The sequence below is a fragment of the Paracraurococcus lichenis genome (assembly GCF_030657435.1).
GTDB classification, from domain to species: domain Bacteria; phylum Pseudomonadota; class Alphaproteobacteria; order Acetobacterales; family Acetobacteraceae; genus Paracraurococcus; species Paracraurococcus lichenis.
Window position 1 is genome coordinate 23,467 of record NZ_JAUTWS010000029.1, and the last position, 14,384, is coordinate 37,850.

At 70.7% G+C, this 14,384-nt stretch carries 13 protein-coding genes; 10 read left to right on the forward strand and 3 right to left on the reverse strand.

What is annotated here, in order from left to right:
* Positions 1–12: 12 nt before the first annotated feature.
* From Q7A36_RS24165 to Q7A36_RS24175, 3 genes are read right to left on the reverse strand one after another with little or no spacing between them, the layout of a single operon-like run.
* The gene (locus Q7A36_RS24165; protein ID WP_305106323.1) at positions 13–843 is read right to left on the reverse strand and encodes an ABC transporter permease; all 831 of its coding nucleotides are present in this window, start codon (positions 841–843) and stop codon (positions 13–15) included.
* Positions 843–1,646, reverse strand: a complete 804-nt coding sequence (locus Q7A36_RS24170) for an ABC transporter ATP-binding protein (RefSeq protein WP_305106324.1) — start codon at positions 1,644–1,646, stop codon at positions 843–845. The genes Q7A36_RS24165 and Q7A36_RS24170 overlap by 1 nt, the downstream gene beginning before the upstream one ends.
* Positions 1,643–2,647 (reverse strand): ABC transporter substrate-binding protein, encoded by a 1,005-nt coding sequence (locus Q7A36_RS24175; protein ID WP_305106325.1) that lies wholly within the window; start codon positions 2,645–2,647, stop codon positions 1,643–1,645. Before Q7A36_RS24175 ends, Q7A36_RS24170 begins: the two co-directional genes overlap by 4 nt.
* A gap of 816 nt (positions 2,648–3,463) precedes the next feature.
* Here Q7A36_RS24175 and Q7A36_RS24180 point away from each other — a divergent pair.
* From Q7A36_RS24180 to Q7A36_RS24225, 10 genes are read left to right on the forward strand one after another with little or no spacing between them, the layout of a single operon-like run.
* Complete coding sequence (locus tag Q7A36_RS24180; RefSeq protein ID WP_305106326.1) at positions 3,464–4,444, forward strand: tripartite tricarboxylate transporter substrate binding protein; 981 nt, start codon at positions 3,464–3,466, stop codon at positions 4,442–4,444.
* A 25-nt stretch (positions 4,445–4,469) separates the two neighbouring features.
* On the forward strand, positions 4,470–5,462 hold the full coding sequence (locus tag Q7A36_RS24185; RefSeq protein ID WP_305106327.1) for an ABC transporter substrate-binding protein: 993 nt from the start codon (positions 4,470–4,472) through the stop codon (positions 5,460–5,462).
* A complete protein-coding gene (locus tag Q7A36_RS24190) occupies positions 5,459–6,301 on the forward strand; it encodes an ABC transporter permease (protein ID WP_305106328.1) in 843 nt (280 codons plus the stop codon). The genes Q7A36_RS24185 and Q7A36_RS24190 overlap by 4 nt, the downstream gene beginning before the upstream one ends.
* Positions 6,298–7,002 (forward strand): ABC transporter ATP-binding protein, encoded by a 705-nt coding sequence (locus Q7A36_RS24195; RefSeq protein ID WP_305106329.1) that lies wholly within the window; start codon positions 6,298–6,300, stop codon positions 7,000–7,002. Before Q7A36_RS24190 ends, Q7A36_RS24195 begins: the two co-directional genes overlap by 4 nt.
* Before the next feature lie 16 nt (positions 7,003–7,018).
* The gene (locus tag Q7A36_RS24200; RefSeq protein ID WP_305106330.1) at positions 7,019–8,371 is read left to right on the forward strand and encodes an LLM class flavin-dependent oxidoreductase; all 1,353 of its coding nucleotides are present in this window, start codon (positions 7,019–7,021) and stop codon (positions 8,369–8,371) included.
* A 50-nt stretch (positions 8,372–8,421) separates the two neighbouring features.
* Positions 8,422–10,053, forward strand: coding sequence for a TIGR04028 family ABC transporter substrate-binding protein (locus tag Q7A36_RS24205; RefSeq protein ID WP_305106331.1), 1,632 nt, complete (start codon positions 8,422–8,424; stop codon positions 10,051–10,053).
* On the forward strand, positions 10,050–10,973 hold the full coding sequence (locus Q7A36_RS24210) for an ABC transporter permease (RefSeq protein WP_305106332.1): 924 nt from the start codon (positions 10,050–10,052) through the stop codon (positions 10,971–10,973). Before Q7A36_RS24205 ends, Q7A36_RS24210 begins: the two co-directional genes overlap by 4 nt.
* Positions 10,973–11,773: an ABC transporter permease gene (locus Q7A36_RS24215; RefSeq protein ID WP_305106333.1), complete on the forward strand. Its 801-nt coding sequence runs from the start codon at positions 10,973–10,975 to the stop codon at positions 11,771–11,773. Before Q7A36_RS24210 ends, Q7A36_RS24215 begins: the two co-directional genes overlap by 1 nt.
* Positions 11,770–13,368 (forward strand): dipeptide ABC transporter ATP-binding protein, encoded by a 1,599-nt coding sequence (locus tag Q7A36_RS24220; protein ID WP_305106334.1) that lies wholly within the window; start codon positions 11,770–11,772, stop codon positions 13,366–13,368. The genes Q7A36_RS24215 and Q7A36_RS24220 overlap by 4 nt, the downstream gene beginning before the upstream one ends.
* Positions 13,365–14,375: a putative FMN-dependent luciferase-like monooxygenase gene (locus Q7A36_RS24225; RefSeq protein WP_305106335.1), complete on the forward strand. Its 1,011-nt coding sequence runs from the start codon at positions 13,365–13,367 to the stop codon at positions 14,373–14,375. Before Q7A36_RS24220 ends, Q7A36_RS24225 begins: the two co-directional genes overlap by 4 nt.
* Positions 14,376–14,384: the final 9 nt, after the last annotated feature.

The following is a 14,384-nucleotide window of genomic DNA, read 5'->3' on the forward strand; positions in this document are numbered from 1 at the left end:
TTGCCGTGTGACTCAGGCCTGGTTCCAGCGCATCAGCCGGCGCTGGACCGCGACCAGTATGGCGTTCAGCCCGACGCCGAGCAGCGACAGCGTCAGGATGCCCGCATACATCTCGGGAATCTGGAAGTTGAACTGCGCGGCGTTGACCAGGTAGCCAAGCCCCGCCTTGGCGCCGACCATCTCGGCGGCGATCAGCACCAGCAGCGACAGGCCGGCGGCCAGGCGGATGCCGGTGAAGATGCTGGGCACCGAGGCCGGCAGCACCACCTTGCGGAACAGCGCGACGGGGCCGAGCCCCATGGAGCGCGCCGCCTTCAGCAGCAGCGGATCGACGGTGCGCACCGCGGTGATGGTCGAAAGCAGCAGCGGCCAACTGGCGGAATAGAAGACCATGGCGATCTTCGAGGTCTCGCCGATGCCGAGCATCAGGGTGAAGACCGGCAGCAGGGCCAGCGGCGCGGTGTTGCGGAACAGCTCCAGCAGCGGGTCGAGGATCTCCGCCAGCCGCCTGGTGCTGCCGATGACCAGGCCGGCCGGAATCCAAACCAGGATCGCCAGCAGCAACCCGGCCAGCACCCGGGTGAGGCTGGCCGCGAGATGCTCGAACAGCGCGCCCGACAGCAGCATGCGCCAAAGCGCGCCGAGAGCGAGGCTGAAGGGCGGCAGAAAGACGCTGTCCACCAAATCCGTCCGCGGCAGGATCTCCCACAGCAGGAAGAACGCCGCCAGCGCGATGGACTGGCGCCCCAATCGCGAAAGCCAGCCCCGCCGGGCACGGGAGGCCACCTCGGAGGCCGCTGCGGACCGGACCGGGTGCAACCCGGTGGAGAGAGCGGACGACATCACGCGACCTCCCGCTGCGGCATGGGCTGACGCAACTGCGCCCAGATCCTGTGCCGCAAGCGGCCGAATTCGGGGCTGGAGCGGAGATCGTCCTCATGGTCCTCGACCGCGAAGGGCACCGCGATCTCGTCGACGATCCGGCCCGGGCCGGCCTGCATCACCACCACCCGCCGACCGAGATAGAGCGCCTCGTCGATGCCATGGGTGATGAACAGGATGGTCTTGCCCGTCGACTGCCAGATCTGCAGCAGCTCGTCCTGCAGTGCTTCCCGCGTCTGCGCGTCGAGCGCAGCGAAGGGCTCGTCCATCAGCAGCACCTCCGGCTCCGCGGCGAGGCTGCGGGCGATCGCCACGCGCTGCTTCATCCCGCCCGACAACTGGTGCGGATAGTGCTCCTCGAACCCCGCCAGGCCGACCAGCGCCAGGTAGTCCCGCGCCCGGGCGCGGCGCTGCGCGCGCGGCAGGCCGATGGCCTCAAGGCCGAATTCGACATTCGCCAGCGCGGTGCGCCAGGGGAAGAGCGCGTAGCTCTGGAACACCGTGCCGCGATCCGGCCCTGGCCTTGTCACCGGCCTGCCGTCCAGCGTGATGGTGCCGCTGGTCGGCGTCGCCAGGCCCGCCGCGAGGTCGAGCAGCGTCGACTTGCCGCAGCCGCTCGGACCGACCAGGGCGACGAACTCGCCCGACGCGAGCGACAGCGTGATCTCCGCCAACGCAGTGAAACCCGGGGCGCTGCCGGAGGCCGCCGGGAAGGTCTTGGTGATCCGGTCGAAGTGCAGTTTGGCGGTGGCGGCGGCGCTCATCCCTGCCGCGCCTCATCACGGAAGGGGTTGAAGGCATTGGTCAGCACATCGGCCGGCTTCAGGCGGCCGATGCCGGCATCGCCGGCGCGGCCGAACCAATCGATGAAGAGGCCGAAATGCTGGTCCGCCAGCACCCCGCCGCGCCCCGCCAGGCCGGTCGACTTCCAGAAGGCGACGGCGCTGTCGTCCTCGGCGGTGCGGGCGCGCCGGCGGATGATGTCGCGGTAGCGGGCGACCACTTCCTCGCGCGGGTGGCTGGCGGCCCAGTCAATGGCGCGTGCCGTGCCTTCGACGAAGGCGCGCGCGGCATTCGGGTTGCGCTGCAGGAAGGGCCGCGTCAGCACATAGGCGGCGGTGGTGAAGTCGCCGAACAGGTCGAAGTCAGACCGCAGCAGGTGCAGTCCGCCGCGCGAGACTGCGCGATCGCGGAAGATCGGCTCGAACACCACGGCGTCGATCTGCTCGAGGCGCAGCGTCTGTTCGGCATTCGGTGGCGGCAGCACCACCAGCGTCACCTGCTTGATCTCGGCATCGGTCAGGCCGCCGCGCCGCAGGTATTCCTGAATGACGAACTCATAATGCGCGCCGAGCGTATTGACGCCGACCTTGCGGCCGATCAGGTCGCGCGGGCCGCGGATGCCGCTGTCCTCCAGCGCATAGAGGCCGCGCCAAGTCTGGCTATCCGTGCCGGCGAAGCCGATCACCGCACGGATCGGCGCATTGGCGGCGATCAGCTTCAGGATGGAACCGTTGAAGGCGCCGCCGAAATCGACATCCCGGGTGACGGTCGTCTGGATGTCCTGCGGCCCGCTGATGGTATTGCCGACCCATTTCAGCTTCAGCGGCGCGAGATAACCGAGATCCTCGGCGAGTTCGGGGAACAGCACCTGTCCCGCCCAGCCCTGGTAGCGCAGTTCCGCCACCTCCGGCGCGGCGGCGATGGCGGGCAGGGACAGCGAGACAAGGCCGGCGGTGGCCAGCAGACGGCGGCGGGTTGGCATGGGGCATCGCTCCCGGCTGCGCCATGATGCGGCGCAGGTTTGGTCTGACGGTGAGGTGAACTCAGGCGATCAGCAGCGACAGCGATCCGTCGTCCGACACGCGCGGTTCGCCGGCACCGGAATGGCGGCGATCAGGCGGGGTGGCGGGGTGAGGGGCGACATAGGGAAAACGCTAAAACACGAATAAATTGAGTTCAACAGATTTTTCCACCTCTAAATTTCGTGTTTATCGGTCCATCGAACACCATTTCGGGTCGCATCGCGGCGCGGCTGAGCCGCTGGCAGGCATACTGCTGTGCGTGTCGCCATCCGATCGGCCGGATCGAAGTGACCCACTCATCGGTGCCAATTGCCATCAACCGGGCAAGCGAGCACCCGCGCTGAGCGCCGACGCGCCCCGGCCGGACCCAGGCCTGCTTGGTCCGCGCGGTCGCCGGTGGATTGGGAGAGCACACAAAGCACCGCGACCGCATGGTCGCTTACGTCTGGACCGCCGAACAAGCCTGCATCGCCAGAGCGCCAGTATGGCGTGGCGGGATGGAATGGTGGATTAGAATAGGAATTTTTTAATATGGCGATATCCCCTCCCAGCTTCGAAATGGCCAGAGTCGAGCCGCATCGCTTTTATCGGGAATGACCTCCGGTCGCCGTGGGCAGGATGGGTGATCAGGTCGGGCCACCGCCGCTTGCCGGTCAGGGCTTATTTACGCCGAAGCGATAGTGCTATATCTTATATATCGATTCTAAACGCATATATCGGCACTCTACGCTGGCCACGACACCGCTCCGCCACCCGACCCTGCCCACGGACCTGCCATGCCCCTGTTCCGCCGCCGTCACCTTGCCCTTCTACCCGCACTGCTGACCCCACCCGGTCTGGCGCGGGCCGAGGACCGCTTTCCCTCCCGCAGCCTGCGGCTTGTCGTGCCCTGGCCTCCCGGCGGCGGCGTGGATGTGCTGGCCCGTCTCCTGCAACCCGCACTCGGCGCGCAATTGGGACAGACGGTCGTCATCGAGAACATCGGCGGTGCCGCCGGCCGCATTGGCACCCAGGCTGCGGCGCGCGCCACGGCCGATGGCCACACCTTGTTGCTGGCCAACGACACCTTCGCCGCCACCGAAGCGCTGGCCGCCCCCGGAGCGCCGGCGCTGCGGCACGCCTTTGCCCCGGTAAGCCTGGCCGCCACCGCAGCGCAGGGTGTCTTCACCCATCCGCGTTCGGGCCTGCGCAGCATCCGGGACTTCGCCGAGGCATTGCGCCGCCGTCCCGGCGGGCTGAACATCGGCATCCCCGGCATCGGTAGCTCGCAGCACCTGACCAGCGAGCTGCTGCTGCGCGCGGCCGGCAATCTGCGGGCGGAACATGTGCCGTATCGCGGTGGTGGACCGCTGCTGCAGGATCTGCTGGCCGGCACCATCGATGCCGCCGTCGTCACCTTCGCTGCCGCCGCGCAGCAGGCCACCAATGGCGACCTGGTGGCCTTGGCGGTCACCAGCGAGGCCCGCACCCCCGCTTTCCCGGCGGTTCCGACGGCTGCCGAGAGCATCGCACCCGGCTTCGTGCAGCCCACCTGGCTCGGCTTCTTCGCCCCCCTGGGCACGCCGGCAGCAGCCATCGCCCGGCTGCATGCCGCCACCCTCGCCGCTCTGGCTGATGCCGGTGTGCAGGAACGGCTACGCGCGCTGGGCTTCGAGCCGGCCGGGCTCGACGGCGAGCAATTCGGCGCATTGTTCGCGCGCACCATAGCGACCTTCAGTGACATCGTCGCCGAACGCGGGATCGTTGCGGAAAGCTGAGAGCACATCCTGAAGGAACAATCCAGTGCCTCATTCCCGCCTCCTCCTCCGCCGCCGACTGCTGGCCACCGCCGGCCTCGGGCTGCTGTCGCGGCCGGTCCTGGCGCAATCGGCCCTCAGGCTGGTGGTCGCCGACCAGAACCAGGTTCTGCAAACCATGCTGCCGCTCGCGGGCGAACAGGCGAAGCTGCCTTTCGGCGTCACCTATGCCAATTTTCAGGGCGGCCCTGCCATCCTCGAAGCCTTCCGCGCCGGCGCTTTGGACGTCGCGGTCATTGGCAACACGCCGCCGATCCAGGCGCATGCCGCGGGCGAGCGGCTGCCTGTCATCGCGGCGCGGCTCTCCTCTCGCCCGGACTACCAATTCGCGCTCCGACCGGGGTTGCGGCTTGCCACGCTGGCGGAATTCCGCGGTAAGCGCATCGCCTATGCCGAAGGCACGGCGCGCCAGCCCTTCGTGCTCGCGGCCCTGAAGAAGGCCGGGCTGAGCCGGCGCGACGTGCGCCTCGTACCGCTGCGGGTTGCCGATTTCGTCGATGCGCTGCGCAGCAACCAGGTGGATGTCGGTGCGCTGAACGAGCCGCACTATTCCCGCTACTTGGCCGAGGCCGCTGAGCGCGGTATCAGCACCGTGCCCGAGGCCGAGTTGGATGGCCTGCCGCGCCGCATCGCCTATCTCTATGCCAGCGGCACGGCGCTGGCGCAGCCGGCGAAATACGCCGCGCTGCGCGACTTCGTCCGCGCCTGGGTGATCGCCAGCCGCTGGATCCAGGCCAACAACCCAGCCTGGGTGGAGGCCTATTACGTCCGCCAGCAGCGGCTGCGGCGGGAGGATGGCGAGGCCGCCGAACGGTCCGAGGGAAGTTTCCGCTTCCCGCCACTGGGCGAGATGGTCCCCATACAGCAGGAGTTAATCGACCTGATCCACGCCGCCGGAGACCTCCCGCGCCGGCTGGACGCAGGGGAGGAGTTCGATCGACGCTTCGACGACGTGATTGCCGCTGCGGTGGCAGCATGAGTGAGGCGGTACGGCCGGCGCCGGCGCTGCACCGGGCGGCGGCGGAAGTCGCCGTGTCACGCCGCCCGGCGCTGGCCCCGGCGCGCCTGCCGCCCGGCGGCATGCTGCTCGGCCCGGTGCTGCTGGTGGCGCTGTGGGAAGCGGCATCGCAATTCGGCTGGCTCTCGCCGCGACTGCTGGCGGCCCCCTCCACCGCCGTGGCTACCGGCATCGTGCTGCTGCGCGACGGCGTGCTCGCCGAACATTTCCTCGCCTCCGCCCAACGCGCCTATGCCGGACTCGCCATTGGTATCGCGCTTGGGCTGATCCTGGCGCTGCTGGCCGGGCTGACCCGCACCGGCGAGGCGCTGCTGGACGGGCTGGTGCAGATCAAGCGCGCGGTGCCGACGCTGGCACTGATCCCGCTCGCCATCCTCTGGCTCGGCATCGGCGACGGGATGAAGGTGGCTCTCATCGCCAGTGCCTGCCTCATCCCGGTCTATATCAATACCCATGCGGCGCTGCGCGGGATCGACCAGCGCTATGTGGAACTGGCCCGCAGCCTGGAGCTGAACCGCGCCACCTTCCTGCGCCGGGTCGCCCTGCCGGGCGCGCTGCCGGGCTTCTTCACCGGCCTGCGCCTGGCGGTCACCACCTGCTGGACGGCGCTGGTGGTGCTCGAACAGATCAACACTACCGAGGGTATCGGCTACCTGATGAACCGCGCGCGCGACTACGGCCAGACCGAGATCATCGTCGTCGGCCTCGCGGTCTATGCCGTGCTGGGGCTGGCCTCGGATGCCGCGGTGCGGGCACTGGAACGCCGGGCGCTGCGCTATCGCCGGAGCTTTGGTTCATGAGCGCGCTGCGGTTGCGCGACCTACGCCGCAGCTTCGGCCAGCGCGAGGTGCTGGGGGGCATCACGCTCGACATTCCCGCCGGGCAATTCGTTGCGCTGATCGGCCGCAGCGGCTCGGGCAAGAGCACGCTGCTGCGCGCCATCGCCGGGCTGGACGACGGGGTCGCCGGCAGCGGCAGGCTGGAAGCGCCGGCGCGGCGTTCGGTGCTGTTCCAGGACTCCCGGCTGCTGCCCTGGGAGACGGTGCTGGGCAACGTCACCCTTGGCCTCTCGGGGCCCGGCGCGCGGCAGCGGGGGCTGGCGGCCCTCGCCGATGTCGGCCTCGAAGGCCGCGCTGGCGCCTGGCCGGGTGCGCTTTCGGGCGGCGAACAGCAGCGCGTGGCGCTGGCCCGTTCCCTGGTGCGGCAGCCGGCGCTGCTGCTGGCCGATGAACCCTTTGGCGCGCTCGATGCGCTGACCCGGCTGCGCATGCACGCGTTGCTGTTCCGCCTGGTGGAGCGGCACCGCCCCACCGTGCTGCTGGTGACCCATGACGTCGAGGAGGCGCTGGTGCTGGCCCAGCGCGTGCTCGTGCTGGACGCCGGCGAAGTGGCGCTGGACCTGCCTGTGCCGCTGTCCCACCCACGCCGCCGCAGTGACCCGCGCTTCGAGGACCTGCGCCACGCCTTGCTGGGCGCCCTCGGCGTGGCCATCGAAATCTGACAGCAGGACCCCGCCCATGACCCGCCAGCTGCACCTCAACCTGTTCATCCACGGCAAGGGCCACCACGAGGCCGCCTGGCGCCACCCCAGCGCCAGCCCGCGGGCGCTGACGGACATCGCCTACTACCGCGAACTGGCACAGGCCGCCGAGGCCGCGGCCTTCGACAGCATCTTCTTCGCCGACCACGTGACCCTGGGCGAGGAGATCGGCCACGCCGCCAAGGGCGGGCTGGAACCGATCACCACGCTTGCGGCGCTGGCCGGCGCCACCAGTCGCATCGGGCTGATCGCCACGGCCTCCACCAGCTTCACCGAGCCCTACAACCTGGCGCGGCAATTCGCCTCGCTCGACCATATCAGCGGCGGCCGCATCGGCTGGAACGTCGTCACCACCTGGGTGGGCGCCGCCGCCGGCAATTACGGCCAGGATGCGCTCGCCCCGCATGCCGAACGCTATGCCCGCGCCGAGGATTTCCTCGATGCCGTGACCAAGCTCTGGGACAGCTGGGACGATGCCGCGGTGCTGGAGGACCGCGCCGCCGGCCGCTATGCCGACCCGGCGCTGATCCGCCGCATCGACCATCAGGGACCGTACTACCGCGTCACTGGGCCGCTGAATGTGCCGCGCGGGCCGCAGGGGCGGCCGGTGCTGGTGCAGGCGGGGTCCTCGGCCACCGGCAAGCGCTTCGCCGCCCGCCATGCCGAGGCGGTGTTCACCGCGCATCTGGAACAGGCAACGGCGCGCGACTTCGCCGCCGAGCTGAAGGGCCTGGCCGCCAGCTTCGGCCGCGACCCGGCCGGGCTGCTGGTCCTGCCCGGCATCAGCCCGGTTATCGGCTCCACCGAGGCCGAGGCGCAGCGGCTGTGGCGCGAGCTGAACGACCTCACCGACGCCGGCGTCGGCCTGTCGCGCCTCTCGGCGCGGTTCGGCGGGCATGACTTCTCCCACCTGCCGCTGGACCGGCCGCTAACGCCCGAAGATTTCCCTGACCCGGCCAAGGTGCAGGCGGCACAAAGCCGTGCCCAGGTGATCGTCGGCCTGGTGGCGCGGGAGCGCCCGACCCTCCTGCAGCTGCTGCATGGCCTGGCGGGCGCGCGCGGCCACTTCACCCTGGCCGGCACGCCGGAGCAGGTGGCCGCGGTGATCGAGGACTGGTTTCGCGCCGGGGCAGCGGATGGCTTCAACCTGATGCCGCCGATCTTGCCCCAGCAGTTCAGCGTCTTCGTCGAGCAGGTGGTGCCGCTGTTGCGCCGTCGCGGCCTGTTCCGCACGGAGTACGGCGGCCGAACCCTGCGCGGGCATTACGGCCTCGCGCGGCCGGCCAACCACATCTTCGCCGCCCCCGCGCCGGTGCGCGCATTGGCCTGAGGCGCTGCCCGCCGCGCCGCCCATTTCCGCCCGCCCGAAAGGTAAGGCCCATGCCCGCCACGCCCACACGCCGCCGCCTGCTCCAGGCCGGCGCCCTGCTGTTGCCTGCCGCCGAGGCTGGCGCCCAAGGCAGCCAGCCGGCCCGCGGCGGCACGCTGATCTACCTGGAGCAGCAGAGCTACACCACGCTCTACCCGCCCGCCGGCGGCTTCTACCCGAATGGCGGCGTGCTGAACCAGATCACCGACAAGCTCACCTGGCAGAACCCGGCAACACTCGAGATCGAGCCCTGGATCGCCGAGAGCTGGGAGGTGAACGCCGACGCCACCCAGTACCTCTTCCGGCTGCGCCCCGGCGTCACCTTCTCCGACGGCTCGAAGCTCGATGCCGCCGCGGTGGCGCGCAATTTCGATACCTTCGGCCTGGGCAACCGCGAGTTGCGCCATCCGGTTTCCGAAGTGATTACCAGCTACCTGCGGTCCGAGGTGATCGATCCGCTGACGGTGCGCTTCGACTTCGCCAGGCCTTCGCCCGGCTTCCTGCAGGGCACCTCGGTCATCGGCTCCGGCCTGGTATCTTTGAAGACCCTGGCGCTGCCTTTCGACCAGCTGGGTGACGCGACGAAGATCATCGGCTCCGGCCCCTTCGTGGTGCAGCGGCAGGTACTGGGACGGGAACTCGCGCTGGCCGCCCGCACCGACTACGCCTGGGGCCCGAAGCGCCACCCGCACCAGGGCAGGGCGCTGCTGGATGGCCTTCGCATCATCGTCACCGGCGAGGATGGCGTACGCATCGGCGCGCTGCTGGCCGGCCAGGCGCATGTCATCCGCCAAGTGCAGGCCTATGACGAGGCGAAGGTGCAGGAGCGCGGCTTTCAGCTCTTCGCGCCGCCGACGCGCGGGGTGAACAACAGCATCGTCTTCCGCCCGGACAATCCGTTGGTGGCCGATATCCGCGTCCGCCGGGCATTGCTGCATGCCACCAACCGCGACGAGATCATCGCCACGCTGTATTCCGTCAATTACCCGCCGGCGACCTCGGTCATCGCAGGCACCGCCGAGGGCCATGTCAACCTGGCCGACAAGCTGGCCTACGACCCGGCGCTGGCGGACCGGCTGCTGACCGAGGCCGGCTGGCTGCGCAACGCGCAGGGCCTGCGGGAGAAGGAAGGCCAAGCCCTCGTGCTCAGTGCCTATGAATCCCCGCCGCAGCCGCGCAACAAGGACATGCTGCAACTGGTGGCGCAGCAATGGGGCCGGCTCGGCGTGCGGCTGAACGTGCTGGCGGGTGACCTTGGCAGCCGGGTGGCGGACAGCCTGGACCCGGCGAAGACGCCGGTGGCCCCCGGCATGGTCGGTCGGGCCGACCCGGACGTGATCCGCAGCAACTACCACCCGCTGACCCGCAACGTGCTGCTGCAGAAGGGCGGCGTCAGCCAGCATGTGAAAGGCTTCGAGGACGCGCGGCTGAACGCGCAACTCGACGCCATCGCCGCCGAGCCCGACCGGGCGAAGCGCCTCGCCCTGGTGGGCGAGGCGCAGCGCTACCTCATCGACCAGGCCTATGTCATCCCGGTCTTCGAGGAGCCGCAGGTCTTCGCCGCGGCGCCACGGGTGCAGGGCTTCGGCTTCGAGGCGGTGGGCCGGCCGAGCTTCTACGGCACCTGGATCGCCGCGCGATGAGGCGTAGGCTGGGCCAGGCGCTGCTGGTGCTGCTCGGCGCCTTCACCCTGGCCTTCGTGCTGCTGCAGGTCTTGCCGGGCGATGCGGTGATGATCCGCTTCCTCGGCACCGATATGGGGCTGACGCCAGACCAGATCGCCGAGCTGCGCATCGTCTATGGCGCCGATGCGCCGCTATGGCAGCAATACCTGCATTCGCTGGGCAATTTCCTCCAGGGCAGGCTCGGCACCTCCATCCGCGCCGGCGTGCCGGTGACACGGCTGCTGGCGGAGAACCTGCCCAGCACGCTGCTCCTCGCGACGTTGGCGCTGGCCGTCGCCGGGGTGCTGGCGCTGCTGCTGGCGGTGCTGGCCCAGGCCGCGCCCTTCGGCTGGCTGCGCGGCCTGGCGCGCTCGACCCCGCCCGGCTTCGCCGCGCTGCCGGTGTTCTGGCTCGGCATCATGTTGATCGAGATTTTCTCGTTCCAGCTTGGCCTGGTCTCCGTCATCGCGCCGGGGCCGTGGGAGGAGCTGGTCTTGCCGGTGGCGACGCTCGCCATACCGATCTCGGCGCCACTGGCCCAGATCCTGATCCGCCAGGCCGACCGAATCCTGGCCGAGCCCTTCGTCTCTGTGGCCCGCGCCAAGGGCGCGCGCCAGGGCTGGGTGCTGCGCCACCACGTGCTGCGCAACGCCGCGCCGCCGGTGCTGGCCATGGCCGGGCTGCTGTTCGGGGAACTGCTGGGCGGCGCGGTGGTGACCGAGGCGGTGTTCGGCCTCGGTGGCCTTGGTGGGCTGACGCAGCAGGCGGTGGCCAACCAGGATGTGGCGGTGCTGCAGGCGATCGTGGTGCTCTCGGCCGCTGTCTTCGTCGCCCTCGGGCTGCTGGTGGATCTGGCGCAGCCGTTGCTGGATCCGCGGCAACGCCGCGGGTTGGCGTGATGGGCGCGCGGCTGCCGCCGCTGGGCCTCGCTGCGGCCTGGGCGGTACTGGCGCCGGTGCTGGCCTGGGCATTGCTGCCGGGCCTCTTCGCCGCGCAGAACCCGCTGGAGGGATTGCCCGGCCAGCAGCTGCGGCCGCCAGATGCGGCGCATTGGTTTGGCACCGATGGGCTGGGGCGGGACCAACTCGCGCGGGTGGTGTACGGCGCGCGGGAATCCCTGCTGGGCGCCAGCCTCGCCGTGCTGGTGGGCTTCTCGGCCGGCACCGCGCTCGGGGTGCTGGCTGGTGCAGCGGGCGGGCTGCCGGAAGCGGTGGTGATGCGGCTGGTGGATACGCTGCTGGCCATTCCGTCGCTGCTGCTCTCCTTGTCGGTCATCGTGCTGCTGGGTTTCGGATCGGTGAATGCGGCAGTCGCCGTGGGCATCGTCTCGGTAGCGCATTTCGCCCGCCTGGCCCGGGCCGAGGTGCTGCGGGTGCGCCATGCCGACTATGTGGAGGCCGCCTTCGGCAGCGGCGGACGGTTCCTCGCGGTGCTGTGGCGGCATGTTCTGCCGAATGCCCTCACCTCGGTGCTGGCGCTGGCGGCGCTGCAATTCGGCTCGGCCATCCTGGCGCTGGCGACGCTTGGCTTCCTCGGCTACGGCGCACCGCCACCGACCCCGGAATGGGGGCTGCTGATCGCCGAAGGGCGCGACTTCCTCGGCCGCGCCTGGTGGCTGACCGCCGCGCCGGGGGTGGTGGTGATCCTGGTCGTGCTGGCGGCGGAGCGGGTGAGCCGCAGCATCGGGGCCAGGCTATGAGCCCGCCACTGCTGGCGGTCGATGGCCTCGGCATCCGCTACCGCGTCGGGCGCGAGGAACGCCAGGTGGTGAGCGACATCTCCTTCGGCCTGGAGGCCGGCGAGGTGCTGGCGCTGGTGGGCGAAAGCGGCTCCGGCAAGACCAGCATCGCCCAGGCGGTGCTGGGGCTGCTGCCGGGCAATGGCCGCATCTCCGCCGGGCGCATCGTGCTGGAGGGCACCGATATCGCGCATTGGCCGGAACGCCGGCTGGCACCGCTGCGCGGCGCGCGGATCGCCCTGGTGCCGCAGGATCCGGTCACCTCGCTGAACCCGGTGCGCACTGTGGGAGCGCAAATCGAGGAGGTGCTGGAACTGCATGGCGAGCGGGACCGCACCCGGCGCCGCACCCGGGTGCTGGAATTGCTTGAGCGCGTCGGCCTCGGGCCGGCAGCGCAGCGCACAGGGCAGTACCCGCACGAACTTTCCGGCGGCATGCTCCAGCGCGTGCTGATCGCCATTGCCGTCGCGCTGCGCCCGGCGCTGATCGTCGCCGACGAGCCGACCAGCGCGCTCGACGTGACGGTGCAGCGCCGCATCCTCGACCTGCTGGACGAGTTGCGGCGGGAGGACGGCACTGCGGTGCTGCTGGTGACGCATGACCTCGGCGTGGCCGCCGACCGGGCTGACCGGCTGCTGGTGCTGCGCCGGGGCCAGGAGGAGGAGAGTGGCCCGACCGCCCGCGTGCTGGGTGCGCCGCGCAGCGCCTATGCCCGGCAGCTGCTGCGCGACGCGCCCTCACTCGCTGCGCCGCCGCCGCGCCGGCCGGCGGACGGGCCGGTGCTGCTGCGCGTCGAGGCGTTAGCGCATGACTATCCCAACGGCCACCGGGCGCTGGACGGCGTTGCCTTCACCATCCCCCGCGGCGCCACCCATGCGCTGGTCGGCGAGAGCGGCTCCGGCAAGACCACACTGGCCCGCTGCGTCGCCGGCCTGCTGCGGCCCGGCCATGGCCAGGTGCGCCTGGAGGACACCGCGGTGGAGGCGCTTCGCGGCGAGGCGCTGCGGCAGTTCCGCCGCCAGGTGCAGCTGGTGTACCAGAATCCCTTCGCCTCGCTGGACCCGCGGCAGCGGGTGCGCGAGATCATCGAGGAGCCGCTGCGCAACTTCGCCCCGCTGCCGCGCGCCGAGCGTGCCAGGCGTGTGGCCGGGCTGGCCGAGCGGGTGGGCCTGGCGCCGGAGCTGCTGAACCGTCTGCCAGCCGCGCTCTCCGGCGGCCAGCGCCAGCGGGTGGCGATCGCCCGCGCCCTGGTGTTGCAGCCGCGCCTGCTGGTGCTGGACGAGGCGGTGAGCGCCCTCGACGTCTCGGTGCAGGCGCGCATCCTGGAACTGCTGGCAGAATTGCAGCGCGACCTCGGCCTCACCTACCTTTTCGTCACGCATGATCTGGCGGTGGTGCGGCAGATCACCGATACCGTCACCGTGCTGCGCCAGGGCCGGGTGGAGGAGGCGGGGCCGGTCGGCCAGGTCTTCGCCCGGCCACGGTCCGATTATGCGCGTGACCTGATCGCCGCCATCCCTGGCCGCACGGCCATTCCGGAAGGAGCCCTGTCATGAGTGCGACCCGCCGCCTCGGCTTCTTCACGCGCCTGCTGGATGAGGGCGATGCCGGCGAGCGCTATCGCCTCGCCGCCGTGCAGGTGCGCCACGCGGAGGCCGAGGGCTTCGACAGCGCCTGGGTGGCGCAGCACCATTTCCATGCCGATGAGGGCGGTCTGCCATCGCCCTTCGTGTTTCTCGCCCAGCTGGCCGGGCAGACCAGCCGCATCCGGCTTGGCACCGGGGTGGTGACGCTGCCGCTGGAACAGCCGATCCGCGTTGCCGAGGACGCCGCGGTGCTTGACCTCCTCTCCGGCGGGCGGCTGGAACTCGGCCTCGGCTCCGGCGGCAACCCGGACGCCTTCGCCGCCTTCGGGCTGAGCGATGCCGGGCGGCGCGAGGTCTTCGCCGAGCGGCTGGAGGCGTTGCTGAAAGCCTTGGCCGGCAAGGCGCTCAAGGGCGGCGACCCGATCTACCCATCCCGGCCGGCGCTGCTGGAGCGATTGTGGTACGCGACCTTCTCGGCCGAGGGCGGGCGGCGGGCCGGTGAACTCGGCGCCGGGCTGCTGCTGTCGCGCACCCAGCCGCGGCCGGCCGGGACGCCGGAGCTGAGCCTCGCTGCGATCCAGGAGCCGATCATCGAGGCCTATCTGGCGGCGCTGCCTGCCGGCGCCACACCGCGCATCCTGGCCTCGCGCTCGGTCTTCGTGACCGACCGGCGGGAGACCGCCTGGGACCACGCCGCGACGGGCCTGCCGCGCTTCCACGCGCGCCTCGTGCGGCTCGGCCGCGCCCCGGCCGGTGCCCCGCCGCCGCTGGAGGCGCTGGTGCGGCGGCAGGACGTGCATCTCGGCACGGCGGAGGAGGTGGTCGCCTCGCTGCGCGCCGACCCGGTGCTGCGGCAGGCAACGGATCTCGCGGTGCAGGTCCACTCCGTCGACCCGCCGCACGAGTTGACCCTGCGCTCGATCGAGCTGGTGGCGCGCCAGGTGGCGCCGGCGCTCGGCTTCGGGCGCGATGGCTGAGAGGAGATC